21 protein-coding genes and 1 pseudogene are annotated in these 21,465 nt (G+C 43.1%); 9 read left to right on the top strand and 13 right to left on the bottom strand.

Annotation, left to right across the window (positions count from 1 at the left end; genetic code table 11):
* Window positions 1-81 precede the first annotated feature (81 nt).
* Window positions 82-1,659 (bottom strand): alpha,alpha-trehalase TreF, encoded by a 1,578-nt coding sequence (treF, locus tag MUCPA_RS06400; RefSeq protein WP_008505183.1) that lies wholly within the window; start codon window positions 1,657-1,659, stop codon window positions 82-84.
* 75 nt (window positions 1,660-1,734) lie between these two features.
* Between treF and MUCPA_RS06395 the strand changes: the two genes are divergently transcribed.
* On the top strand, window positions 1,735-2,058 hold the full coding sequence (locus MUCPA_RS06395; protein WP_008505180.1) for an antibiotic biosynthesis monooxygenase family protein: 324 nt from the start codon (window positions 1,735-1,737) through the stop codon (window positions 2,056-2,058).
* Between the two features lie 95 nt (window positions 2,059-2,153).
* Complete coding sequence (locus MUCPA_RS06390; protein ID WP_008505179.1) at window positions 2,154-2,573, top strand: response regulator; 420 nt, start codon at window positions 2,154-2,156, stop codon at window positions 2,571-2,573.
* Here the strand turns inward: MUCPA_RS06390 and MUCPA_RS06385 are convergent.
* A complete protein-coding gene (locus MUCPA_RS06385; protein ID WP_008505177.1) occupies window positions 2,570-3,340 on the bottom strand; it encodes an MBL fold metallo-hydrolase in 771 nt (256 codons plus the stop codon). The two genes, MUCPA_RS06390 and MUCPA_RS06385, sit on opposite strands and share 4 nt — an antisense overlap.
* An 89-nt stretch (window positions 3,341-3,429) precedes the next feature.
* On the opposite strand from MUCPA_RS06385, the gene recJ reads away from it, so the two are divergent.
* The 3 genes from recJ to MUCPA_RS06370 are packed head-to-tail and all read left to right on the top strand — an operon-like array spanning window position 3,430 to window position 7,460.
* Window positions 3,430-5,148 carry a single-stranded-DNA-specific exonuclease RecJ gene (gene recJ, locus MUCPA_RS06380; RefSeq protein ID WP_008505176.1) on the top strand — a complete coding sequence of 573 codons (1,719 nt, stop codon included), beginning with the start codon at window positions 3,430-3,432 and terminating at the stop codon, window positions 5,146-5,148.
* Window positions 5,149-5,174: 26 nt separating this feature from the next.
* Window positions 5,175-5,912 carry an LPS export ABC transporter ATP-binding protein gene (lptB, locus tag MUCPA_RS06375; RefSeq protein WP_008505174.1) on the top strand — a complete coding sequence of 246 codons (738 nt, stop codon included), beginning with the start codon at window positions 5,175-5,177 and terminating at the stop codon, window positions 5,910-5,912.
* Window positions 5,913-5,927: 15 nt separating this feature from the next.
* Window positions 5,928-7,460, top strand: a complete 1,533-nt coding sequence (locus MUCPA_RS06370) for a GH3 auxin-responsive promoter family protein (protein WP_008505172.1) — start codon at window positions 5,928-5,930, stop codon at window positions 7,458-7,460.
* A gap of 63 nt (window positions 7,461-7,523) precedes the next feature.
* On the opposite strand, the pseudogene MUCPA_RS06365 reads toward MUCPA_RS06370, so the two are convergent.
* The 3 genes and pseudogenes from MUCPA_RS06365 to folP all read right to left on the bottom strand — a co-directional run.
* Window positions 7,524-7,832: pseudogene (locus tag MUCPA_RS06365) on the bottom strand (Rpn family recombination-promoting nuclease/putative transposase); the annotation flags it as partial.
* 45 nt (window positions 7,833-7,877) lie between these two features.
* Window positions 7,878-8,780 (bottom strand): Rpn family recombination-promoting nuclease/putative transposase, encoded by a 903-nt coding sequence (locus MUCPA_RS06360; protein ID WP_008505169.1) that lies wholly within the window; start codon window positions 8,778-8,780, stop codon window positions 7,878-7,880.
* A 276-nt stretch (window positions 8,781-9,056) separates the two neighbouring features.
* Entirely contained in the window at window positions 9,057-9,908 is an 852-nt protein-coding gene (gene folP, locus MUCPA_RS06355) for a dihydropteroate synthase (protein WP_008505167.1), read from the bottom strand.
* A gap of 259 nt (window positions 9,909-10,167) precedes the next feature.
* Between folP and MUCPA_RS06350 the strand changes: the two genes are divergently transcribed.
* The 4 genes from MUCPA_RS06350 to MUCPA_RS06335 are packed head-to-tail and all read left to right on the top strand — an operon-like array spanning window position 10,168 to window position 13,588.
* Window positions 10,168-10,725, top strand: a complete 558-nt coding sequence (locus MUCPA_RS06350; protein WP_008505165.1) for a DUF1599 domain-containing protein — start codon at window positions 10,168-10,170, stop codon at window positions 10,723-10,725.
* A 27-nt stretch (window positions 10,726-10,752) separates the two neighbouring features.
* Entirely contained in the window at window positions 10,753-11,940 is a 1,188-nt protein-coding gene (locus MUCPA_RS06345; RefSeq protein ID WP_008505164.1) for a BT_3928 family protein, read from the top strand.
* Between the two features lie 4 nt (window positions 11,941-11,944).
* Entirely contained in the window at window positions 11,945-13,000 is a 1,056-nt protein-coding gene (locus MUCPA_RS06340; protein WP_008505163.1) for an ABC transporter permease, read from the top strand.
* Window positions 13,001-13,042: 42 nt separating this feature from the next.
* Window positions 13,043-13,588, top strand: coding sequence for a shikimate kinase (locus tag MUCPA_RS06335; protein WP_008505162.1), 546 nt, complete (start codon window positions 13,043-13,045; stop codon window positions 13,586-13,588).
* A 268-nt stretch (window positions 13,589-13,856) separates the two neighbouring features.
* Here MUCPA_RS06335 and MUCPA_RS38810 read toward each other — a convergent pair whose 3' ends face one another.
* The 8 genes from MUCPA_RS38810 to MUCPA_RS06300 form a co-directional block, all read right to left on the bottom strand.
* Window positions 13,857-14,480, bottom strand: a complete 624-nt coding sequence (locus MUCPA_RS38810; RefSeq protein ID WP_233276846.1) for a reverse transcriptase domain-containing protein — start codon at window positions 14,478-14,480, stop codon at window positions 13,857-13,859.
* On the bottom strand, window positions 14,458-15,222 hold the full coding sequence (locus MUCPA_RS38805; RefSeq protein ID WP_233276845.1) for a reverse transcriptase domain-containing protein: 765 nt from the start codon (window positions 15,220-15,222) through the stop codon (window positions 14,458-14,460). Before MUCPA_RS38805 ends, MUCPA_RS38810 begins: the two co-directional genes overlap by 23 nt.
* A gap of 936 nt (window positions 15,223-16,158) precedes the next feature.
* Complete coding sequence (locus tag MUCPA_RS06325; protein WP_008505159.1) at window positions 16,159-16,668, bottom strand: phosphoribosyltransferase family protein; 510 nt, start codon at window positions 16,666-16,668, stop codon at window positions 16,159-16,161.
* 63 nt (window positions 16,669-16,731) lie between these two features.
* On the bottom strand, window positions 16,732-17,124 hold the full coding sequence (locus MUCPA_RS06320) for a hypothetical protein (protein ID WP_008505158.1): 393 nt from the start codon (window positions 17,122-17,124) through the stop codon (window positions 16,732-16,734).
* Window positions 17,125-17,343: 219 nt separating this feature from the next.
* The gene (gene rlmD / locus MUCPA_RS06315; RefSeq protein ID WP_008505156.1) at window positions 17,344-18,771 is read right to left on the bottom strand and encodes a 23S rRNA (uracil(1939)-C(5))-methyltransferase RlmD; all 1,428 of its coding nucleotides are present in this window, start codon (window positions 18,769-18,771) and stop codon (window positions 17,344-17,346) included.
* A gap of 332 nt (window positions 18,772-19,103) precedes the next feature.
* Window positions 19,104-20,444, bottom strand: a complete 1,341-nt coding sequence (creD, locus tag MUCPA_RS06310; protein ID WP_008505151.1) for a cell envelope integrity protein CreD — start codon at window positions 20,442-20,444, stop codon at window positions 19,104-19,106.
* 60 nt (window positions 20,445-20,504) lie between these two features.
* Window positions 20,505-20,810, bottom strand: a complete 306-nt coding sequence (locus MUCPA_RS06305; protein WP_008505150.1) for a winged helix-turn-helix domain-containing protein — start codon at window positions 20,808-20,810, stop codon at window positions 20,505-20,507.
* On the bottom strand, window positions 20,807-21,442 hold the full coding sequence (locus tag MUCPA_RS06300; RefSeq protein WP_008505147.1) for a hypothetical protein: 636 nt from the start codon (window positions 21,440-21,442) through the stop codon (window positions 20,807-20,809). Before MUCPA_RS06300 ends, MUCPA_RS06305 begins: the two co-directional genes overlap by 4 nt.
* Between the last annotated feature and the right edge of the window lie 23 nt (window positions 21,443-21,465).

The following is a 21,465-nucleotide window of genomic DNA, read 5'->3' as shown; positions in this document are numbered from 1 at the left end:
CTTGAAGCAACGAGATAGTGAATAAAAGCAGAAAGCAGAAGATATATTCGTCTGCTTTCTGCTTTTATTGTTTTTTGAAACTCAATTTGGTTCCTGCTTCAAGCTTCTTGCTTCCCGCGGTTCCATAAGTTTTAACAACACGCCGTTTGTCCAACCGAAACCATCTTGTAAAGGGTATTCGCCGCCTCCGGCTTTTACAGCCGTATCTGTCACATTGTACTTCTCCATCAACTTGCCGGTTTGTTTAAATACCGAGGTGTTGATGCCAACCCATCTACGGGCAATACTTTGGGCAAGTGCGGTCTGTCTGTAATTGTTCAGGCCCTCAATTGTCATATATTGTAAAGGTGCCCAGGCATTTGGCCAGTCCCACTGCTGTCCGGTTTTGTTGAGTGTGGTAACCAGGCCACCAGGCTTTAAAAATTGTGATCTTATCGTTTGGCCAACTTTTGCTGCTTGATCCGCAGATGCAATATTAAAAAATAAAGGGACGGTACCCGCCAGCGATTTTACTGAGGTCTGCTTTTTTTGCAGCCAGTTATAATCCATAAACCAGCCTTGCTTTTGGTTCCAGCAGTATTTAATAATGGCTCGTTCTCTTAAAGCGGCTTTGGTTTGGTAGATGGTTGCCGAATCTTGAATACCTTTAAGCTGATAATTGTGGGCAATAACAAGTTCCATGTGGTACATCAGCGCGTTCAGGTCAACCGGGATGATGTCCGTTGTTTTAATTTGGCTAAGATGCTGTCCGTCGGCAAACCAGCGGCTGCTAAAATCCCAGCCGGATTCGGCAGCCGCACGGATGTTCCGGTAAAAATCGCCCGGCTTTTGTTGGGTTTCTTTAGCTGATGATACGTCTTCTACGTACGATTCCTCTCGTGGCTGGTCGCTGCTGTCCCAATATCGGTTCAATACTGTGCCGTCGGCTAATTTTACCGAATGGTTAACTGCCGTTCCTGTCTTTAACTTGTCGGCGCCTTTCATCCAAAAACGGTATTCTGCCAATATAGCTGGTTGATATTTGATCATGACTGAATTACCTTGGTCATGCGCCAGCAGTTCAACCATCATGGAAAAAAACGGCGGTTGCGAACGGGTTAAGTAATAGGTGCGGTTTCCGTTGGGAATAAAGCCGAATTGATGAATCAGGTAGGCAAAGTTATCCACTATGTTGGTCATGGTGCCGGTTTGCTTATCCACTTGCAAGCCCAGCATAGTAAAATACGAGTCCCAGTAGTAAACCTCCCTGAATCTGCCGCCCGGAACAATATAGGGATGTGGCAAAGGGATGAGCGACGATAGGTTATCAGTATCAGCATCGCGGCTCAATACCTGCCACAAGGTATCGATATGTTTGCGCACACCGGCCGAAATATTGCTGTTATAACCCGGGGTGCCTGATGTATATAGCGTAAAATGTTGTTCAATAAATAATTTTAAATTAAAAGCCTTATCGTCCTTATGTTTTAAGTACTGTTGCTCAATTGTTTCGGGCTTTTGTTTAGGTATAGCGTCTACAAAAGTTTTACTATCGCTAAATATTTTGGATATTTGAACCTGTTCAAACAAGCCAGGATACAACATCCTTGGTGATTGATATTGGGCGTAACTATTAACTGTTGTTAATAACAACACTGAATAAATAATTTTTTTGATCATGCCCCGTAAGTTGGTAAATGTATATAATAAACTTGCAGGGGTTTAATTTGTTTCCGATTCGCTGTTTTTCAAGAAATGCAACAATCCTTATTAGCTCACACACCCGAACCCCCTTATTACGCTGTGATATTTTCATCAGTGAAAAATCATGTTGCTGATGGTTACGATGAGATGGCCGCTGAAATGGATAAACTGGTTAGGCAGCAAGATGGTTTTTTGGGTGTAGAGTCTGCCCGGAATGATGTTGGCATCACGGTGTCCTATTGGTCGTCTTTAGATGCGATAAGAAACTGGAAGGCTAATACACAACATTTGCTTGCTCAAAAACTGGGTAGGGAAGAGTGGTACATTAATTACAAAGTAAGAATTTGCCGGATTGAACGCGATTACGAATTCTGACTTCGACTACTTTTAATGTATGGTTGAGCATGAAATTTAATGAAAAATAGTAACTTAGGTAAAACCTTTTAAATAAGGATGACGTATACCACACCATGACGATAAATACTAAAGCTGTAAGTATCCTGCTCGTTGACGATGATGAGATTAATAACTTCATATCAGTTAAGTTGATTAAGAAAACTTTGCTTAACACGGAGATCAGCACTTGTCTGAATGGAAAGTTCGCCATTGACCAGTTGGTAGAGATACAACAAAGAAATCCGGACGAATTGCCGGATTACATTTTACTGGATATTAATATGCCCATTATGAACGGCTGGGAGTTTTTGGACGAATATCAACGGCTTAATATTGACCCCATGGGTAAGAGCAAGATATTTATCATATCATCATCCGTGTTTAATAATGATATTAACAAAGCAAAATCATATTCGCTGGTTAAGGATTTTATATCAAAACCCTTGAGTGTAGATAAAATAAAAGAGGTGCTTAGCCTAACCAATGTTGGTTAAGCCGGTATAATGCTGAAACTTTCATTCTCATATTTAACCTGGGCAACCGTGTTAGTTTTGGAGTGGTAAAACAGGCATGTCCAACCTTCGTCTGCTGCTTTTTTGCCATATTCTTCACGCAGGTTCATCGCCTTGCGTCCATCGTAATCATATTTAGCAACAAATTTCCGGAGTAGTTGCTCGGGTTCGGGCAATTCATCACCACCAAAAAATATCTTCTCGTTATTTTCTGACAATAAAAATACCTGGTGAAACTGGCAATGCCCCCCCGATAGTTGGTACGTAATTCCCTGTTTAAATTCGCCGTCGCCTTCCAGCAAAGTAAAATTGGCCGAACGTTGTAAGGTTTCAAAAATCGGTAAGCGGTACGAAGATGATTTTCCAGAGAAAGCGGTTTCCCACTCGCCCCTTTGTACTATATGTTCCGCGTCTGGAAAAGAGGGCTCCAGTTTACCATTACGTTCAATAACCAATCCGCCGGTATGGTCATAATGCAGGTGCGACATCAGTACCAGGCTTACTTCCTCAGGCTCAAAACCGGCATTGCGAATGTTTTGGTGCAGTATCAATTCGTCCTGGTTATTTTTAAACCCTAAACCGGCATCAAATAAAATTAAATCGCTCTCCGTTTTAACCAAAAAAGGTTGTACATGGATAAACAAAGAGCCTGGCCGCTCGGACGATTTGTGAAAGTTGGGATCAAATGGAATGAACTTTTTGGAAGCATCAACGGAGTAGGAACCTTCTTGTAATGGAAAAATTTGCATTGTATAACAACGGATTGTGAGTAATTAATAAACGAAACGTATTCAATTAATAACTCAATAACTATCTTTACTGTTTCAACAGCTAAGATATGCAAAAAAGGTGGTCGATAAAGAGGAAGCCGGGTGAAGCCGAAATAATAAAATTATCCGCCGAGTTAAATATCGATCCTGTTTTAAGCACCTTGTTATTGCATCGCCAGATCAGCAACCTGGAACAGGCCCGGTATTTTTTTCGCCCTGATATCAACCATCTGCACGATCCCTTCCTGATGAAGGATATGGAAAAGGCTATTTTACGGATAGAACAGGCTTTTGCAGCTGGCGAAAAAATAATGATCTATGGCGATTATGATGTGGATGGAACAACATCGGTTGCTTTGGTTTATAGTTTTTTTAAAAATTACTACCCTAACCTGGACTATTATATTCCCGACCGTTACAAGGAGGGATACGGTATATCAACCCAGGGGATAGATTTTGCGCACCAACATGGGATCAGCTTAATTATAGCACTGGATTGCGGTATTAAATCTGTGGATAAAATTGCTTACGCTAACACTTTGGGTATCGATTTTATTATTTGCGATCACCATACGCCAGGAGAAATTATACCTGATGCTACCGCCGTTCTTGATCCTAAACGCCTTGATTGTGAATATCCTTACAAAGAACTTTCCGGTTGCGGTATAGGCTTTAAGCTGATACAGGCGTATGCCCAAAAGAATAATATTCCGTTTGAGCAACTGATGAGCTACCTGGAGCTGGTTGCCATCAGCATAGCCTGCGATATTGTACATATTACCGGCGAGAACAGGGTATTGGCTCATTACGGTTTAATCAAAATCAATTCGAACCCGTGCATCGGCGTTAAAACCCTGATGCTGGCCGCCGGTAGAACAGAAAACTACACCGTATCGGATATTGTGTTTACCATTGGCCCTCGTATTAACGCGGCCGGGCGCATAGATGATGCCAAACACGCGGTTGAGCTACTGATAGCTTGTACCGATGAAGTGGCAACGGCGAAAGGATCGATTATCAACCTCAAAAATATTGAGCGCAAGGAGCACGATCTCTCCATTACAGATGCCGCCCTGAGCATGATAGACAGCGACCCGGTGATGGTTGCCCGTAAATCAACAGTGGTTTTCAACGCCGATTGGCACAAGGGGGTTATCGGTATTGTAGCATCCCGTTTAACAGAAAAATATTATCGCCCAACCATCGTTTTAACCAAGTCGAACGGACACGTGGCCGGTTCGGCGCGTTCGGTGTATGGGTTTGATTTATACGAGGCTTTATGTGGCTGCAGCGATTTGCTGATCCAGTTCGGCGGCCATAAATATGCAGCAGGCCTCACCATGGCGCCCGAAAATGTGGAAGCTTTTAGCCAGCGGTTTGAAGAGGTAGTTAATGCCACCATTACCGACGAAATGCTGGTGCAGGAAATAAGGATAGATGCCGAACTGAAGTTTAAACAGATTGATGCCAAATTCTTCAGGATATTGAGTCAGTTTGGGCCCTTCGGGCCCGAAAATATGTCGCCGGTTTTCCTCACAAAAAATGTGTATGTTAGCGGCAATGCCACTCTGGTAGGAGCCAACCATATTAAAATGACCGTTATCCAAAATGATTCTGCATCGTTTGATTGCATTGCCTTTAATATGGGCGAATACCTGCCAAAAATAAGCAAGGGGATACCTTTTGATATTTGTTATACCATTGAAGAGAATGTATGGCGCGAGCGCCGCTCTATTCAATTAAATATCAAAGGCATCAAAACTTATGAGGCCATGATTGTTGATTAAATAATAAAACGAGGATTACAACTGTAATGATTTTACGCGCTGATAATTTAGTTAAGAAATATAAACAACGGATTGTTGTTAACGATGTTTCGTTTAGTGTTGCCCAGGGAGAAATAGTTGGATTGCTTGGCCCTAACGGCGCTGGTAAAACAACCTCGTTTTACATGATTGTAGGTTTAATTAAGCCCAACGAAGGTAAAATATTTTTAGAAGATGAGGAGATTACGGGCGATGCCATGTACCGCCGGGCGCAAAAAGGTATAGGCTACCTGGCTCAGGAAGCCTCTGTCTTCCGTAAGTTATCCGTTGAAGATAATATTAAGGCCGTGTTAGAAATGGGTAAGCTTAGCCCGGCCAAACAAAAGGATAAGCTGGAAGAATTGATAGACGAGTTTAGCCTGCATAAGGTACGTAAAAACCGTGGCGACCTGCTATCCGGTGGTGAGCGCCGCCGTACCGAAATTGCGCGTGCCCTGGCTGCCGAACCTAAGTTTATTTTGCTGGATGAGCCTTTTGCCGGGGTTGACCCGATAGCTGTGGAAGAGATACAAGCTATGGTTGCTAAACTACGCCACCGTAATATTGGTATCTTGATAACCGACCACAACGTGCAGGAAACACTATCCATTACCGATAGGGCTTATCTGCTTTTTGAGGGTAAGATACTGGAATCGGGCGTGCCCGAAGTTTTGGCAGCCAACGAGATGGTAAGGAAAGTTTACCTGGGTGCCAACTTTGTATTGAAAAGAAAAACCTTTGCCTGACCAAGCTAAACGGCCATGACGATAATCAATTCGGTATTTACCTGGTTCATGAAAAAGCGCATCCACCAGATAGAACTTTTTCAAAAATTCCCTAACGAAGTACAGGCAGAATGGTTTGAACAGTTGATAGCCAGTGCCGAAAATACCGAATGGGGCAAACAGTACCATTACCGTAATATTGAAAATGTAAGTCAGTTTAAGCAGCGCGTACCTATTCAAACCTATGATACGCTGAAGCCTTATATTGAGCGCATGATTAAGGGCGAACAGAATATCTTGTGGCCATCAGAAATAAGGTGGTTTGCCAAATCATCTGGCACCACAAACGACAGGAGTAAGTTTATCCCGGTAAGCGAGGAATCGTTAGAGGAATGCCATTTTAAGGGCGGCAAGGATATGCTTACCCTGTATTTTAATAACCGCCCCGATGCTAAGATATTTACGGGGAAGGCGCTTACTTTAGGTGGCAGCCACCAGATCAGCAATTTAAGCAGCGCAACATCCTACGGTGATTTATCGGCTGTGCTGATCAATAATTTACCCTTATGGGCCGAGTTTTACCGCACGCCCGACATATCAATAGCCCTGCTGGAAAACTTTGAAGAAAAAATTGAGAAAATTGCCTGGGCAACCAAAGGCGAAAATGTAACCTGTATTAGCGGTGTACCCACCTGGAACATTGTTTTATTTAAACGCGTACTCGAGATTACCGGCAAAAGCAACCTGTTGGAGGTATGGCCCAACCTGGAACTTTATTTTCACGGCGCGGTTAACTTTGGGCCTTATCGCGAGCAGTTTAAAAAGTTGATTCCCAACGATACCATGTATTACCTGGAAACCTACAACGCTTCCGAAGGTTTCTTCGGTTTGCAGGATTTGGAAGAGCCCGGAGACATGCTGCTGATGCTTGATTATGGCATATATTATGAGTTTTTGCCCTTAGAAAATCTATACGACGATCAGCCTGAAACCCTGACTTTAGATCAGGTAGAACTGGGTAAAAATTATGCGCTCATCATTAGTACCAACGCGGGTTTGTGGAGGTACCAGATAGGCGACACCATCCGCTTTACCAATTTATCGCCCTACCGCATCCAGGTTACCGGGCGTACCAAACATTTTATCAATGCTTTTGGCGAGGAGGTGATCATCGATAATGCCGAAAAGGCACTCAGCGAAGCCTGCCGACAAACCGGCGCCATTATTCGCGAATATACCGCCGCACCGATCTATTTTTCGGATGATAAGGCAGGCGGGCATGAGTGGATTATCGAGTTTGAAAAAAAACCCGCGGAATTTGACCGCTTTGTTGACCTGCTGGACGAAACCCTGCGCCAGGTAAACTCCGACTACGATGCCAAGCGATTTAAGGATCTGGCCCTTCGCCGCCCCCTGGTACATAGCGCCCCCGCCGATACCTTTTTTAACTGGATGAAAGCCAGGGGCAAATTGGGCGGCCAAAATAAAGTACCCCGACTGGCTAACAACCGGGAATACGTTGACTCGTTATTGAAAATGATGGTTAACGTGCAAGACTATAGCTATTGAGGTTGATTGTGCCTATGGGTTAAGCTTTTACAACTTTCAAAGGAGTTGTCAATGCCTTAAATATTACAATTTCTCAATTACCTCAATAGAAAGCTTGGTGAATTTGGCTATTTGTGAAACGGGGATGGCTTCTTTCTTCATTTCAATGGCAACATCGTATTTGCCTTTTTCAGTGCCTTTTTCAATGCCTTTTTCCATCCCTTCTTCACGGCCTTTTTCTATACCTCTCTCTTCTGCAAAAGATATCGAGTTTTCATAGTCCCATTTGGCTTTTAAATTGGAATCGTACATCGCTTTTTCCTCTTCAGTCAGATTACTTAATTCGGCTATCTTGAATACCTGCTGGAAAACCCGTTTGTTTAATACTGCGGGATCTTCATTTGGCAAGCATAAGCCTTGCAGGCTAAGCCTTAAATATTATAATTTTTCAATCACCTCAATAGGAAGCTTGGTGAATTTGGCTATCTGTGAATTTGTGATGCCTTCTTTCTTCATTTCAATAGCAACATCGTATTTGCCTTTTTCAATGCCTTTTTCAATGCCTTTTTCCATCCCTTTTTCCATTCCTTCTTCACGGCCTTTTTCTATACCTCTCTCTTCTGCAAAAGCTATCGAGTTTTCATAGTCCCATTTGGCTTTTAAACTTGAATCGTACATCGCTTTTTCCTCCTTCGTCAGATTACTTAATTCGGCTATCTTGAATACCTGCTGAAAAATACGCTTATTTAATACGGCGGGAATCTTTTCCAGTTGGCTCATATTCTTTAACAGGTAAAACCAACGGTCAAGGTCGGTTTCCAGTTCTTCTTCTGTTTTAACAAAATTAGGTAATTCTAAAAACTTATAACCCAATTTATTGTAAAATATTTCGTGTGTATCGGTGTTAGTCAAGGCTATATTATGTAAATACCGGTCAGGGCTGCCATTCTTGAATTTAAACTCCAGTACGGCTATCAGGTATAGCTCGTCCAGTTTGATATTCCAGTGGCTCTCGCCTTTGGGCAATTGTTCGTTAATGAGGCGCGAGGTATAAAATACGGCCCTGTCTTTAAAATTCCGCTGCTCGGCCTTTTGCATTTCGATGATGAATTTTTCGCCGTTTTTGCCCGTGCAATGTAAATCGAAAAAAACTTTCTTGATTTTATCGGTATCGCCAGCGTATTCGGTGGGGCTATAAGTTAAATCGGCAATTTCCTTTTGGCCCAGGAACAATTGGTTTAAAAAATCAATCAGTATATCTTTCTGCGGCTCGCTCCCAAATAACCTTTTAAACCCAAAATCGCTCAAGGGATCAATAAAGCGGCCAATTTTTTGTTCCATGGATGTTAGTGAGTTAATAATTGATGAGGCATAGCTGATGGTTTATGACCATGGCTAAAAATAAAAATTTCGGAGGAATTGATCGCGAATAGCAAAAATTAAAATTTAAGAATCCCGCTAATTCCGGATTCATCAGCAAAGGATGCGTTTGGGCAAACCTGGCAAAATGGCGAAGCTTATTATTCCGCCCCTGTATCCCCAAAAAGGGAGGGAGTGTTTTTTTGAACGCTATAGGCTTGTATAAACTGCATGGGTTGTCCGTTTGATACAAAGCCGTTAACAACACATTTTCCAGATATTCAGGGCCTCTACGGCTTCTTTAACATCATGCACGCGCAAAATATTCGCTCCTTTGGTTAGCGCTATTGTGTTTAATACCGTGGTGCCGTTCAGGGCGTCGGCGGCTGAGCCGCCGGTAAGGTGATATACCATCCTCTTTCTGGATATGCCAACTAAAACAGGTAGTTCAAGCCGCTCAAACTCCTGCAAGCGTGCCATTAACGCGTAGTTGTGCTCCTGTGTTTTGGCAAAGCCGAAGCCGGGGTCAATAATAACATCGTGTACACCCAGGGTTTTCAATTGGTGATACCGGTTAACAAAAAAGTCAAACACTTCGCCAAATACATCGGCATATTCAGCTTGTTTAATCATGTTTTGCGGAGTTCCTTTGATATGCATCAAAATGTACGGTACCTGCAGATCGGCCACGGTTTTAAACATGTCCTCATCCAATGTGCCGCCAGAAATATCGTTAATTAGATGTGCCCCCGCTTTAATAGCCGTTTTGGCAACAGTCGAGCGGAAGGTATCTATAGATAAAATAGTTTCCGGATGTTCTTTTACGATAACCTCAATAAAAGGTAAAAGGCGATCGGTCTCTTCCTGCACAGAAATATCAGCAGCACCGGGGCGCGACGAATAAGCGCCAATATCCAGGAAATCGGCACCGTCCGACAGCATTTTTTCAGCCTGTAGTAAGGCAGAATCCAGGCTCATCTTCCGGCTTTCGGCATAAAATGAGTCGGGCGTGATGTTGATAATACCCATGATCTTTGGCGAATTCAGATCAATCAGTTTACCACCTGCATTCAGGGTCATCTTTTTCCGAAAAAACGTATCTTTAGCCATTGGAATTTTGAGGGGTTGGAAAGTTGTTGTGAAGTTTGAAAGTTTTAAGGTTGTAAAGTTTAAATGTTGAAAAAGTGATCAGATAGATATTTCAAAGTTAAAACACTTAATTATAAATAGGGTTAAATGTTTTAAAGTTGCATGGCGGTTTATATGGCTACTTGCTAATGAGCTTAAAATAATGGCAGCAGTGGTTAGCCCTAAAATAGTCACACCTTCCAACTTTACAATTGCTCTCCCCTCCCTCCAATAAAGAAATATGGCAAACACAGCAGAAGAATACAAAGCAGTAATTAAAGTATGCCGCGATCTTTTCTTAAAAAAGACTCGCGATTATGGTACGGCATGGCGCATATTGCGCCCGGAATCGGTAACCGACCAGATTTTTATTAAGGCGCAGCGCATCCGCACGCTCGAAGAAAAAAAGGTGTCGATGGTTGATGATGATGTAGTAGGAGAATACATCGGTATTATCAATTATTGCGTAATCGCGATGATGCAGATCGAGTTGAAGGCCGGAACACCGATGGAACTTCCCGTAGATGATGTAAGTCAGCTTTTTGATTTAAAGATTAACGAGACTGAAGAGTTGATGTTTGCCAAAAATCATGACTATGGCGAGGCCTGGCGGGATATGCGTATCAGTTCGTTAACAGATCTGATCCTGATGAAACTGCTGCGTGTAAAGCAGATAGAAGATAACAAGGGCTTAACCTTGGCATCCGAGGGTGTAAAAGCCAATTACCAGGATATGTTGAACTATGCAGTTTTCGCTTTAATTAAAATACAATCCAACCATACCATTCAAACTTCCTGAACCGGGTTTTAAATTACTACATCAACCATGTCATCTACCATCACCAACAATACACACACACGCAATAGCTGGGCACTATGGTTTTGCCGCATCTTTGTGGGGGTACTGTTCATCTTTTCGGGCCTGATCAAGGCTAACGATCCGCTGGGTTTTTCCTATAAGCTGGAAGAATATTTTGAGGTTTTTCACACAACCTTTCTGAACGGATTGGCTGTTGAACTTGCCATTTTTTTATGCGCGCTCGAAATGTTTTTTGGCTTTGCGCTTCTCATAGGCGCTTATAGCAAAAAAATTGCCTGGGGGCTGTTATTGCTGATTGTTTTTTTTAGCTTTCTTACCTTTTATTCAGCAGCATTCAAAGTAGTGCAAACCTGCGGTTGCTTTGGCGATGCCATTGTGCTTACTCCATGGCAGTCGTTCAGTAAGGATCTGGTATTGTTTGTGCTCATTATCGTCATTTTTATTAACCGGGATAAAATACACCCCTTGTTTAAAAACGAGAGTGCCGAAAAAGGGATCATTATTGTTGCCACCATACTATCCTTTGGTGTGGGCATCTATACCTATAACTTTTTACCGGTAATTGATTTTTTGCCTTATAAAATTGGAGCCAATATCCCGGATGAAATGAAAACGCCGCCCGGAGCCAAAGCGGATGAGTACGAGTTAACCTATCATCTGAAAAATAAAAAGACCGGCGAAACTAAGGTGATGACTAATGCCGAATACTTGAAAACCGCCATCTGGAAAGATAGTAACTGGCAAATTATGGGCGAGCCGGAAAGCCGCCTGTTAAAAAAAGGTTTTTCGCCTAAAATAGTCGACCTGGCTATTAGCGATGCTCAAGGCAATGATTATACTAAAGAGCTACTGTCAAATCCGTTTTATAACGTGATCATCGTGGCCTATAACCTGGATAAAACCAATGCCGAGGCCATTAACAAATTAAACGCGATAACCCTCGATCTGGCAAAAAATTATAATATCCGCACCGTATTACTCACCTCCAACTCCGCGCAGGATGCAGACGCCTTCAGCAAGGCACATCACCTGTTCAGCGAAGTTTTTTATGCCGATGCCGTTCCACTTAAAAGTATGGTAAGGGCGAGCCCGGGAGTTTTATTATTAAAAAACGGAACCATTATCAACAAGTGGCATTATCATTCGGTGCCTACTTATGATAACATTGTAAAACAGTATTTGAATCAGGAGTAAAGTCATGATCAACTATACCCTTCGCAAAATTGGTTACGGATTGGCGGTAATGCTGGGCGTAGTTGGCGTAGTTTTCTTCTTGTTTAATATACTTCCGGTTGATCCGGCCCGGATGACTCAGGGGCAGCGGGCTGATGTGCAATCGTTGCAGGCGGTTCGTAAAGAGTTTGGACTGGATAAATCAATTCCGGTACAGTTTGCCTATTACCTCAATGATCTGTCGCCCATCGGTATCCATGCCGATAACGCCGAGGAGAAAGACCGTTACCACTATGTCCGCTTATTTACCTTTAACCATAATGTAGTGGCCCTTAAATGGCCTTATTTGCGCCGGTCGTACCAAACCCGTAAAGATGTAGCCGCTACCTTGTTGGATGTAATACCCAATACCTTAATATTAGCTGCCACGGCTATGATATTTGCCACCTTTATCGGTATCTTTTTGGGCGTAGTAAGCGCGGTTAATAAAAACTCATGGATTGATAAGCTCTCGGTAGGCTTCTCCATCATCGGCATCTCGGCCCCATCTTTTTTTGCCGGTATATTAATTGCCTGGGTATTTGGTTTTGTGCTCAGTAAATATACCGGCCTCAATATGTCGGGCAGTTTATATAGTTATGATCCCTTTAGGGGGGAGGTACTTACTTTGCGAAACCTGATTTTGCCCATGATAACCCTGGGTTTACGCCCATTGGCCGTTATAGTGCAATTAACCCGAAGCGCCATGCTGGATGTGCTTGATCAGAATTATATCCGCACTGCTAAAGCCAAAGGCTTGGATAACCGTACCATCATTTATAAACATGCGTTAAAAAATGCGCTTAACCCCGTTGTAACCGCTATAGCATCGTGGTTTGCATCCTTGCTGGCGGGCTCGTTTTTTGTGGAATACATATTCGGTTATAACGGGCTGGGCAAGGCAACGGTTAATGCGCTCGAAATGTCGGACTTTCCGGTGGTAATGGGTTCCATACTCTTTATCGCCTTTATTTTTGTGGTGATCAATATCCTGGTAGACCTGCTTTACGCCTGGATTGATCCCCGCGTGAAATTGATTTGATGCCGCTTTTTGCATACACAAATTATAGTTTAATTTTGGCGCATGCTTGCAGAAACTAACTCACCAGCTCATCCGGAGCAACAAACCGGCGTTATATTCCTCATCGGGTTTATGGGTTGCGGTAAAACAACGCTGGGCCGCAAACTGGCCAACAGGCTGGGCTATCAATTTTTTGACCTGGATGATGAATTGGAAAAGCGGGCCGCAATGAGCATCCCCGATTATTTTCGCGATTACGGCGAGGCTAAGTTCAGGGAGCTGGAGTCCCTTGTGTTAAAACAAACTAATTATCCGGCTAATGCCATCGTATCAACCGGCGGGGGCTTGCCCTGCTTTTTTGATCATATAGATTGGATGAACAGCCGCGGCAAAACCCTGTACGTTAAGCTTTCGCCCCGCACGCTGGCCGACAGGCTGGAAAATGGCAAAGCCGACAGGCCTTTGCTACGCGAAAAGCATGGAGATGCGCTGATTGCTTTTATTGAAGAAAAGTTAGCAGAGCGCGAGGTGTTTTATAACCGGGCTACTTTTGTGGTGGATGGTTTGAATTTGAATGCCGAAAAAGCGGAGCAGATTATTAAAAACTGAGAAATTGAGATGTTATTTAAAATAACGCTCGATGAAGAATGGTGTGGATAAAATAGTTTCAGTTTGTCCGCTGGGATGCCAAGCCGTAATTTGTAATAGAATAGTATGTTTTGCTCCGATAAACAGTATTCTTAATTTAGAACATCAGCCCGGTAGAGTAGAGCGGGAAAGTAAAGCACTTTCCCGACTCCCTCGTCAATCCGTACGTGCGGTTTTCCCGCATACGGCTTTCCTAAAAACTTCGTCATCAGCATTCACAGTTGAACCGTCAGAAAGCGTATTTTGTTGGGTCTATTAGTCCTTTCTTTTGAACCAAGGCCTCAAAAGCTCTTTGTCTGTAAAGCTTACACTTTCTTTGGCTCTTGCGGTTGTAGTAGCGATTGAGCTTTTCGTGAAGATAATTTCGTAACCGACGTTTGCTCACCTGTACGTAGCTGACTCCTTTTATGATATAGTAGTTCAGCCATCCCCGGATACGACTATTAAGCTCTTCTACTATTTCACTTGCCGGACTATGACCGTGCTTTTTCAGATATTCACTTAACCCACTCCGCAATCGCTGCTCTGATTTTTTGCTCGGAGATATATTCCAGTAGCGTCCATTTCTGGACACCAGGCTCTTGTCGTACCGGATCGTGTGCCCCAGGAAGCTGAAAGGCGCCTGTTCCGATTGGATTTGTTTGCTCTTGAGTTCATTCAAGGTCAATCCCATCTTCCCCAGTATCATTTTCAGTCTGTCAAGTACTTCCTTAGGTATGACCTTCCCCATCAGTACGAAATCGTCCGCGTATCTGACTATCGATACGCCCATCCTGCTAAATATACTTTCCGGTTTTGTTACTATCCGGTCCAGTAGATGTAGATAGATATTAGACAGCAACGGTGATATCACGCCGCCTTGTGGGGTGCCAAAACTCATTTTTCTTCCCGCCCTTAAACTGTCCGTCCTCAAATACAGGCACTTTCAGCCACATGCTGATCAGTCTTAGTATCCTTGGATCGCTGATCCTCTCTTTGAGCGTTTTTAGCAGTTTATCATGCGGGATCGTGTCGAAATACTTGCTTAAGTCTGCATCAAATACTTCCGTCTTCCCTGCCTGCAAATGCCCCTTGATCGCTGTCATCGCATCCTTTGAACTCCGCCCAGGCCTGAACCCGTGCGAAACTTCTTTAAAGTCTGCTTCGAATATCGGCTCAAGGATCATTTTACATACCGTCTGGGCTATCCTGTCTTTTACCGTGGGTATGCCTAAGGGCCGTTCCCCGCCATTGGCCTTCGGGATCATCACCCGTTTTACTGCTTCCGGACGGTAGGTTTGCTTTCGTAATTCTTCTCCCAGTGTGTGCAGGTAGGTTTCTACGCCTCCCCGTTCTACATCTGATATCCGGATTCCGTCTATTCCGGCTACGCCGTCATTGGCTTTAACCTGTTTCCACGCTGCCCTTAGCATATACGGTATGAACAGCTTATCATACAGCACATAAAACTTGTACTTCCGCTCCTGCTTGGCTTTCTGATATAGTTTCCCCCGGAGTGTTTCTACTCTTTCCGCATCCGGGATCTCACGCCGCCGTCTTTTAAACAGCTCGCCCTGCTTCCCTTCTGCTTCGACCTTCTTATGATTTGTTACCATCAATTTTGTCCGTTTTTGTTCTCTTGGAAACCTTATTCATAGTAATGCCCCTTCGCTACTCCCGCTTTTACCTTTTCGGGACTCAAACACTACTATGGACATATCCGACTCCCTCGGCAATATGCCGACATGCATATCCCGTTAGGGTCTCCCACGTTCATGCGCTACCTTCGTCCTGCACGCAACACCATTCTACTCCGGGTATCTGACAGTGTTCTTATTGCCGTTATTCCCACTGTCATGGCAGGTTTAAGCAAATGAGGGTGCTTGACCGATATCCTTTGGCGTAACGAAGCCTTACTGGTGCAGCTTACAGAACCATCTCGCCTGAGCTTCACATTGTTCATTTCTTCCCAATGTGCCAGGCTTACTTCAACCCTAACGGCAAATTTGGTTGTAAGGCTCTTTCATCCTTTAGGTATTTAATTATTACTAATACGCACGCCTCGTGGCGCACCTCAATCGCCGCGGGAAGGGCTTGTTACTTTTTGTCTTGATACAAAAAGTAACCAAAAAAATCAAGACTGCCCGATTCTTCAGCCCACAGGCCAACTCCCGGCCCGGCGTGCAGTCAGGCTATTGCGCACATTTCCTACTCTGCGCTTAGTAACCTATAAGATTCAAACGTTATCCCAATTTTTTCTGGTTTGCGAGGCTCGTTCCTTATAATGTTTTTTTATTAAATTGTTGATTGTCAATAATAAATCTCTACTCCATGTCATTCGAGCGAGTACGAGGGAGAAATCTTTTGCACGTGTTGAGTATTCGGCATTAAACAGGTGTTCGTGTGCCTTTTATCGTAAATCAGGCAAGCGCAAAAGGTTTCTCCCGTTGGTCGAAATGACAAAGGGATTAGGAAGGATGCCAAATGTAAATTCGATAATTCACTCGTGCCTCTATCACTTCCATTTACCTGTCGCGTCTTCTATTATCAAACTATCGTAAATAAACGGCGTCTTCTTCGTCGGGTTGATTGAGCACTACGTCCACGTGTTCTTTCAGTACTGTAGATAAGGCTATCCCTGTAAAATCGGTTGCTATGGGGAAGCTTTTGTGGTTGCGGTCTATCAGTACCAGCGTGCGCATTTTTTTTAGCGGAACATCCAAAAATACGCCCAAACCATAAGCTAAGGTTTTTCCACTGCTCAATACATCGTCAACCAAAATAATAACCTTATTGGCACATTCCTGTACATCAATGTCCAATTTTGCCTTTAAGCTCGAACTGTCTTTATCCAGATCCAGATTGATGAGCCTGCTTTTAAAGGGCGCAATGTTATCCAAAACAGTTTTTAAACGTTCGGCTACAAAATTTCCGCGGGGCAGTATCCCGGCTATAATAACTTCTTCCTCGTCCAGGTTATCCTCTAAAACCTGGTAAGCCATACGGTCAATTTTTTGCTGTATTTGCTGTTTGTTTAAAACAAGTATCTTTTTGTCGGGCATCTGGATAGCAATTGTATAATACGCTAAAGGTAATAACCTTCCGTTAATTTTAGAAGATAATTATCAACGCTTGGGATAAGGGTAATACACAAAATTGGCGCCCTCGGGCACAACCACAAACACACACATAAAGTCTTCAGGCTTTTTATAAGTTTTTAAAAAGCGGTCCTTCAGTTCCTTTTTTACAACACCGGCTTCAATAAATTCTTCCAAAGTTGAGGCATTAATGGTCCAATCGGTGTTCAGGTCGTGCCGGTCGAGTATAACCTCACCGAGCTTCACCTCATGTTGATGAGCAATGAAGATAGGATGGGAGGAGATGCCCTCTACCATAATCTCGATAGCTACTTCCTTAATCGACTCGTTATATATTTTCAAGTCTCTTTCCAGACTTTTAAGCGGACTTTCTTTTTGTGGTTCGCCCGCTTTTTCGTTTAGCAGTTCTTCCGGATCCATGTTTTTTTATTAGTTTGATTTTTTAGTCTTGATTTCTGAGTCTGGAGCCTTGAGTTCTGAGTCTGGAGCCCAGAGTCACGAGTCCGGAGTCAGGGGTTTTCAGTCGATAGTCTTGAGTTTAAAGTCCTGCACGGATTGGTTTATATCTGCTCCCGGCCGCTGCGCAAGACTCTTGGCTTAAGACTCCGGACTCAAGACTTGCGGCTCAGAATTCCCGACTCAAAACCCCTTCAGCACCAGCAGAACTACGTTTTCCACGTGTTGTGTATGCGGAAACATATCTACCGGCTGTATCTTCATTACATCATATTTTTCTTTAAGTACCAGCAAATCGCGGGCTTGTGTAGCCGCGTTACAGCTTACATATACAATCTTTTCAGCCTCAATTTCCATCAGGCGGTTTACAACATCGGGGTGCATACCGGCACGTGGCGGGTCGGTAATAATTACATCGGGTTTACCGTGCTCGGCTACAAAATCGGCCACCAGTACATCCTTCATATCGCCGGCAAAAAATTTGGTATTGGTGATACCGTTAATACCCGAATTGATTTTGGCATCCTCAATGGCTTGCGGCACATACTCCACGCCAACTACCTCTTTTACGTGGGCCGCTATAAAGTTGGCAATGGTGCCCGCGCCGGTGTATAAATCATAAACCAGTTCGTGGCCCTTAAAGCCTGCAAAATCGCGGGTTATTTCGTACAGGCGCAAGGCTTGGATAGAGTTGGTTTGGTAAAAAGATTTCGCCCCGATACGGAATCGGATCATTTTACCGCCCGAGGGCATTTCCTCGTGGATATATTCAGGGCCACGGTAAGCTATTACCTCCTGATCAAATATGGTATCGTTCTTTTTTTGATTGATAATATAGAGCAGAGAACTGATCTGCGGAAACTCCGCAGCTACAAAAGCCATCAAATGGTCTATTTGTTCCTGATCCGCGTAAGCGAAAACAACAATCACCATGAGTTCGCCGGTGGTTGCCGATGTGCGGATAACGAGGTTACGTAAAGCGCCTTCGTGGGCCCGTAAATCGTAAAAGCTAAGCTGGTGTTCGCGGGCGTAATCGCCAATCCGGTTCCTGATCTGGTTTGAAGGATCGGCTTGTAAATAGCAATGGTTAACCTCCAGGATCTTATCAAAACGACCAGGTACATGGAAACCCAGGGCATTCATGTCCACATTGTCGTCCCGGTTTTCGCCATCATAAAGCCAGCGTTTGTTAGAAAAAGTATATTCGAGCTTATTACGATAGTAAACTGTTTGGCTTGATGGTAAAATAGGGATCAGGCCGGTAAGCTCAACTTTAGCCAGGCGCTGTAACGAATCGATCACAGATTTTTGTTTGTAAACCAGTTGCGCATCGTAAATCATGTGCTGCCATTTACAGCCGCCGCAAACACCAAAATGCTCGCAAAAGGCATCGGTACGGTACTCGGATGGGTTGATCAGCTTTGCTATTTTGCCTTCGGCGAAGTTTTTTTTCTTTTTATAGATCTCTACCTCAACCACATCGCCTGGTATGGCTTTTTCAACAAAAACCACCAGCTCGTCGGTTTTGCCCACGCCCTTGCCTTCGTCGGCGATATCGATGATGGTAACGTTCTCTATAATTTTTTTTGTAAATGCAGTTCTATTAGCCATGAACTGCAAAGTTAACTCGAAAAATTGAATATGCTAAGTTAAGGCGCAAAATACCACAGGCCCTGTTACAGAGCTCAAAAAATGGATTGATGTGCTACCTCAGATAAAAAAAATCAAGATCAGATCCCAAAAGCTTTCTTCGTTATTAATCTCTATCGGTTCAAAGTGTTCATCAATCATTACAGAAAATTCAGTCAGCTCGCGGCTCATCGTATTTAGTGTTGATTATTATGCTAACATAGTATTTTTTATACTTAAAACCAAATTGGTTTTGATAATTAATATGGATTTAACAGAGCCCGGAAGCAGGTTGAACGCTTCCGGGCGTTTAATTAATGCTTTTCCCAGTTAATTTTTCTGGAGAAATACATCAATAAAGAAATAACGATAAATAGCAGTATACTGCCTATCATGAGTGATAGTTGTTCCAGTTGGATCAAAATAAATATAAACCCGTAAAGTGTACTGAGGATGAAGCCAAATAAAAGCGCAACCTGTTTGTTTTTGAGCAATGATGACGTGAAAGCGGCTATCAGCGTAATAGTTGCCACCGAGGCTATCAAATAGGCCAGATTATAGCCTAATTGCTCTGAAAAGGAGAGTAGCAAAGTATAATAAATAACCATTGCGGCGCCGATGAGGATATAATTGAAAACATGGATGCGTTGTTTCCTGATCAGTTCTGTGAAAAATAGCGACACAAAGGTGAGTAGGATAACCAGGGTTGAATATTTGGTGGTGCGCATGGTTTTTTGATACTGATCAACCGGTAAGCGCAGTTTTACGCCGAAAATGGCATCGTCGATTTTTTTACCTGTTAGCATATTCATATCGTTAACCCATTGCTGAGGGAACGGGCGATTATAGTAAAGCATCCGCCATTTGGCACTAAACCCGCTTTTGTTAATGATCCGGGTATCGGGTAGATAGCGACCATCAAATTTAGGACTTAGCCAGCTGCTGCTCACTTCAACATTAGTGGTTTTGCCCGTGTGTAAAAAAGATAATTCATCGCTCCCTTTTAAGTCCAGATCAAAATTAAAGTTAAGCTCATCATCCTTTGGTAAACTGAAACTCACCTGTAAGCCTTTGTCCAAAGGGCTTTGGGCACCAAAATCGGGTTCGGCGGTAAACTTTTGCCCGTTGAGTTGCAGTACCGGGTTGCTTTTTAAACCTTTTAAATCGGATATGCTAAAAACAAGGCGCACCTTGTCGTATTGTACCCATGACGGATCAATACCCTGCTTAACCAATTCCAGCTTACCGAAATTACCATTAATCAATACTTTGGAGTTAAATACCACGGCGTCAAATATACCGCGATGCAAAACATCGGTAATTACATTGGCTTTGATATTCAGGTTTTGCGGCAGCACATACAAAGTTTCGTTTATCAGCCTGATTACTTCTTTTTTATTGCTATCAAGCTCCTTAATTTCTCTTTTATAGGGTACAATGAGTATAGGGCCCTGTATGAGCTGGCTGCCCGACCAATTATTCGATATGTCATCCAATACCTGCTGATGGGTACCTTCCCGCTCAGTAATCAGGTTTTGGATCCAGGCGGATGGGATCAGCAGTAAAAGAATGAGCGCTGCAATAATTGACAGCTTGACTATCACCGACTCTTTAAACCAGCTAACGCGTTTTTGATTTTCGATCTCTTGTATCATAGTTGTATGGATAATGTTTTTAAAAGTACTTTGTATTTCAAAGTTTATGGATAAAAAAAATTAATTTGTTTTTTGTTGTTTAATCAGCTTTTCCAAAGCGTCAAGGTGCGCCCTAAAGGCTGTCCGTCCTTTTTCTGTAACCTGATAGGTGGTATTAGGCTTTCGGCCAAGAAATGCCTTATTAACGTTGATATATTCTTCCTTCTCGAGGCCCTTCAAATGCGAGGCCAGGTTGCCGTCGGTAACGTCAAACAGTTCTTTGAGCGAATTGAAATCATACCGCTCGTTGGCCATTAACACACTCATGATCTGTAATCGAAGTCTGTTTTCAAAAGCCTTATCTAATTTATCAAACGGAATTTTCACCTGTCGTATTTAAAGTATACAATGCTGCCATAAATAATGTGCAGCACACCAAAACCCAATGCCCAAAATATTAACCCATAACCCGGGTAAAGCGCGGCTATTAAGCCTAATATGATTTGGAGCAAGCCAAGGTATTTAACATCAGTAAAGGTATAATGACTACCCGAAATTACCGCAATGCCATAAAAAATAAGCGAAGCCGGTGCAACTATCCCATAATAACCGCGGCCAAGTAATATAAGCATGAACAATCCCCCGGTAACCAACGGTATAGCCGCATGGAAAAGTAGCGAGCGTGTGGTATTGTTCCAGATAGAGTGCCCGTTTTTGCGGGCCTTTTTAAAGCTTAAAAAGATACCCGTACCTACCGATGCTACTAAAACCGCTGCGGCTATAGCAAGCAGCTCTATCAATATATTAAAGTGAGTATCCAGATCGGCTACATGATAATCGCGCGAACTAAATGCCGCCGCCGAACTGTTATAAACAATATGATAGGCAAGTGTTGAACCTATCAAAGCGTAAACACCTGCCATGATGCCCGATAAGCCACTAAGTGAAATAAACTTAGACGACCGTTCCATTAAACTCCGGATAGAGCTTAGCTCATCTTCAATATTTTGATTTTTCATCCAAAAAGTACTTTGATTGACAA

This window comes from Mucilaginibacter paludis DSM 18603, from assembly GCF_000166195.2.
Lineage (GTDB): Bacteria > Bacteroidota > Bacteroidia > Sphingobacteriales > Sphingobacteriaceae > Mucilaginibacter > Mucilaginibacter paludis.
This window is presented reverse-complemented; position numbering and strand designations above follow the sequence as displayed.